Raw genomic sequence first — 4,253 nt, forward strand, 5'->3', positions numbered from 1 at the left:
CTATAATCGTGTCTCTTATTCGATCAGAGACATAATAATTTGTTTTATGAACGAATACAAAAACTAATAAAATGGTAAGAGCAATTTGATGAATGATCGTCTTATGTAGCCTTAGTACAACAGGAAGCACCATTCCCATTGTTAATAATAACCCTATTGTCCACCCGTTTACTTCTAAATGTTTAATGATAAAAATCGTAGCAGCAATTCCAAAAAGAGTGCCGATAATTCGATAAAAAGCATACACAGCAGAATGCTGGATGGTTTCTTGAATAGAAAGAATCACGGTTAAAGGCGCCAAATAAGGATGTTTAGAGCCTAACATTTTTGCCAGTTCCCACGATATACCAGAAGCTATAGATATTTTAGCTATAAGTATTAATCCTTTTATTAGTTCGAGCTTTTGCTTTCCCTTATTTATATCCATAAAAACTCCTCTTCTACACCTGTGTATGTAAGCCAACTTACAGTCACTTCCTGCCGTTACTTACTATTGACTGGAGAAGGTAACTTTATTACAAACAAAGCCGTTTTCATATATAAGAGTTGATTGGATAAGACCCTTCTCTTAAAACACATACTTGCTGTTTAGCTATCCTTCAACCCATCTATTTATCCCGCAATTTATGTACTACGCTTTCTATATGTTTCACCGCTTGGTATACACCATTTTCCGATTGAATGATGCTTTTTATTTGTTGAGCGTTTTCAATATACTCTTTATTTTCTACTTGTTCTAACGCCTGAACCAATTCGAATACCTGGAGATTTTTTTCTTGTAACGGCTTTAGTGAATACCCTTTTTTATAGAGGAGATTTGCCCAAAACGGTTGATCCACTGTAAACGGAATGATAATTTGTGGTACGCCACTCAGTAAAGCTTCAGACATTGTTCCAACACCTCCATGATGAATAATGCCTTTAGCACGTTTAAATAAAAGTCTATGGGATGCATCTTTAACGGCAAGTATATTCTCTTGTTGATTAAACTTCATACCGCTTGTTCCTGTTAACACTATTGCGCGATTGTCCGTCTCCCTTAATGCCTGAACTAACTTTTGTTTAAAAATTGACGGACTCTTTAAAGGCATAGAACTAAATGATACTACAATAGGCTTCTTTCCTTTTTCTAGAAAGTTTTCTATTTCATTGGGTAGCATCTCTTTCTCTACATCTAAAAAGAAAAACCCTGATAGAAATACAGAACCTTTCCAACTCTCTACTTCTTTGAAAAGAAAAGGACTAATCGGATAAAGTATAGAAATAGGTACACCGTTTACGTCATATGTGTAAAGTCCTGCTTTTCTCTTTGGAAATTTTAACGTTTTTTCTCTAAAATCGTTAATTTCTTTCATAAAAGGGTATTCACTGAATTTTATTAGCTTGTAGGATAATCTATTTAATGTAGAGCCAAAGCTTTTTTTCGACGATAAAGAGAAATTTGGGAACTCTGTAATTGGATACATAATTGGAACGGGCGGTAAGCAAATGCAAGGAATATGATAGTATAGAGCAATATCAACCGCACCAAGAGCTTTAGGATGATAAATGATTAAATCTGCTCCTTGGGAAGCCTGATAAAAATCATCCATACTTTTTCTGTAGGATGGAGCAATTTTTTCTTTTAAAAACTTCATTATCTTAAAAGGTGAAAACCTTTTACCATTAAGTATATCTCTTCCTTCCTCGCTMTCCATTATTGCCATCAAATCAGTAGAAGCGGGATGAAAAGAAACCCTATTTTCTTCAATAAAACGTTGAAACGTCGCACCTGTACAAATAACTACTTCATGCCCATTCTTAATCATTTCTCGAGCAAGTGCAATATAAGGCTGTACATCTCCTCTACTGCCTAACGTTAAAATTGCTACTTTCATAATTTTCACCCCCACAATAAATAATAACTTATTTTTTTTGTTTTGCTGCAACTATATTTTAGCTTATGTATGAATTTTTCTTATTTATTTAATTTTTGATTTCGTTAAGTTAAATGATAATGTCTTACGGTTTGCGATAGTTCTTGCATTCACAATCAAGCAGCTTTAAAAGGTTTACGATTTATTTTTAAATCGGTATTTATATCTTTTGATTGAGGGAAACTTTATATTACACATAATGTATGTAAGCTATGTTAAAGGTTGTTTCCTCACTAAGAGGAAACAACCTTTCTCTTCTTGCATGTTCGTAAGCACAAACTTACTTTTCTATGATTAAAATTGTATTCAAATTTATACTATTTATCATTATATAAGTAATTTATTACTTATATAATGATACCTTAGGAAAATATCATCTATAATAAACAAAGTTATAAGGATCGCGTATTATTGAAACAAGAATTAGTAAAGCAGTACATCTCTCCAGGTGAACAGAAACCTATCCCTAAAGAGAATGTACCCTTACCAATACTTGGCACATGAAGCATAATTTTAGTTTTAAAGAGACAAAGGAGCATAAGAATGGTTACATATTGGATTATTTTATTAGCTATCGCTATAGGTGTAGTATTTATCGCAGAAAAAATGAAACAACCTTATCCCACTTTTCTTGTAGTAATAGGATTAATCATTGGTTTGGTACCAATTCCTGCATTGGGAGAAATAAAAAGTTATGCAGCCAATGATACCGTGTTTCAAACGACCGTTATTTTTATCTTTTTATCAGCTTTGTTAGGGGATGCAGCACTTAAACTGCCTTTTGATGAACTAAAACGTAATAAGAAATCTATTTCTTTATTAGCTTTTTTAGGCACATTTCTTACCTTCTTACTAGTTGCTGCTTCTACTTATTTTTTCTTGCACCTTTCTTTACAGGAAGCCTTAATTTTCGGTGCACTTATGGCAGCTACTGACCCTGTATCCGTTCTAAGTATTTTTAAGTCAATGGGCCTAAACAAGCGCCTCTCCATTGTGGTCGAAGGAGAAAGTTTAGCAAATGATGGAGTTGCTGTTGTACTATTTCAAATTGCTGTGGTAACTACTGCCTTGAGCTTAACAGGTACATTGAATGCGCTGCTTGAATTTCTGAAAGTTGTAAGTGGAGGCATATTGATTGGTGGAGTGTTTGGTTTATTAGCTTCTCGTATTACATCTAAGATTGATCATTACTTAGTGGAGACTGGATTATCAATGGTTCTATTTTATGGTACGTTTCAGCTTGCTGAACACTTTGATGTTTCTGGGGTAATATCTGTGGTAGTAGGTGGCGTAATCTTAGGAACTTATGGACGAAACGTAGGTATGTCAGATCTAACACATGAAAAAGTGAATTCCTTCTGGGAAACGATTGCTTTTCTCTCTAATGCGCTTATTTTCTTACTGGTAGGATTAGAAGTAAGTCGTATTGATTTTTTAGACAAAGGATGGCTTATCGTTGGAAGTATTCTTATTGTTCTTTTAGCACGTTTTCTCGCTGTCTATATAAGCTTAGCTTTTGATAAATCCATTCCAACTTCATGGAAACCTATTATTTCGTGGGGAGGGTTAAAAGGCTCTCTTTCAATTGCGYTTGTTTTAGGCATTACACCCGAATTTGAAGGGAAAAATCTGTTATTAGCCATGACATTTAGTAATGTAGTCTTTTCTCTTCTTGTTCAAGGAACAACACTAAAAAAATTAGTTTCATTTTTGAATGTAAAATAAACGCCTATACTAAAAGAGAGTTGATGTTATTTTTGAAACTTTTCTTACACCCACTCGTAGATCCATAAGAAGCAACCTTACTCCTTTCTTAGTAGACATACAATAAATACGCGATAGACAGCGTACAAGGAGGAATTAGATGGAATCAAAAATGAGTTGGTGTATTAAAAATCCTTCGTTTTATTTAGGAGCTGTTTTATTTCTGATCTTTGGTAGCCAATGCGTTATGGGATATATAAAAGAACATCAATTCTACGTTCTAGAGAGCATATTAAGTATCATAGGCGTTTTTATGATTGTTCTAACGGTGAAACAGAAACTTGCTCATCATTCATCAAAAAGCACTTAGTTATATGGGAAGGACCCCTGATTTCGAGACAAGGATCAAAACACCTTTTAAACAGCCAGTTTTCGGTATTGTACCGGTGACTGGTTATTTAGTTTTGTTTGAATACGGATATGGTTATAATAAATAATATAGCTTTCGACAGTTTGTTCTACGATGTCAGTCGTAGTACATGTTAACTCATCGAGGTAAAATGTTTCAGACTTCAGGCTGGAATGAAACGATTCAATTCAATTGCTTTTAATTTCACTTCTACTGGATAGCTC

General features: G+C 34.0%; 4 protein-coding genes and 1 pseudogene. 2 read left to right on the forward strand and 3 right to left on the reverse strand.

Annotation, left to right across the window (positions count from 1 at the left end; all coding sequences use genetic code 11):
* Both AC1DRF_RS17860 and AC1DRF_RS17865 read right to left on the reverse strand, forming a co-directional pair.
* Window positions 1-427 (reverse strand): FUSC family protein (locus tag AC1DRF_RS17860; RefSeq protein WP_477741298.1); only part of this gene is annotated, 427 nt, incomplete at its 3' end.
* A gap of 181 nt (window positions 428-608) precedes the next feature.
* Window positions 609-1,877 carry a glycosyltransferase gene (locus AC1DRF_RS17865; protein WP_477741299.1) on the reverse strand — a complete coding sequence of 423 codons (1,269 nt, stop codon included), beginning with the start codon at window positions 1,875-1,877 and terminating at the stop codon, window positions 609-611.
* A gap of 582 nt (window positions 1,878-2,459) precedes the next feature.
* Here AC1DRF_RS17865 and AC1DRF_RS17870 point away from each other — a divergent pair.
* A complete protein-coding gene (locus AC1DRF_RS17870) occupies window positions 2,460-3,641 on the forward strand; it encodes a cation:proton antiporter (protein ID WP_477741300.1) in 1,182 nt (393 codons plus the stop codon).
* 139 nt (window positions 3,642-3,780) lie between these two features.
* Window positions 3,781-3,990 carry a hypothetical protein gene (locus tag AC1DRF_RS17875; RefSeq protein ID WP_097823045.1) on the forward strand — a complete coding sequence of 70 codons (210 nt, stop codon included), beginning with the start codon at window positions 3,781-3,783 and terminating at the stop codon, window positions 3,988-3,990.
* 47 nt (window positions 3,991-4,037) lie between these two features.
* On the opposite strand, the pseudogene AC1DRF_RS17880 reads toward AC1DRF_RS17875, so the two are convergent.
* Window positions 4,038-4,217, reverse strand: a pseudogene (locus AC1DRF_RS17880) (IS3 family transposase); the annotation flags it as partial.
* Between the last annotated feature and the right edge of the window lie 36 nt (window positions 4,218-4,253).

Source organism: Priestia sp. P5_B4, from assembly GCF_056400385.1.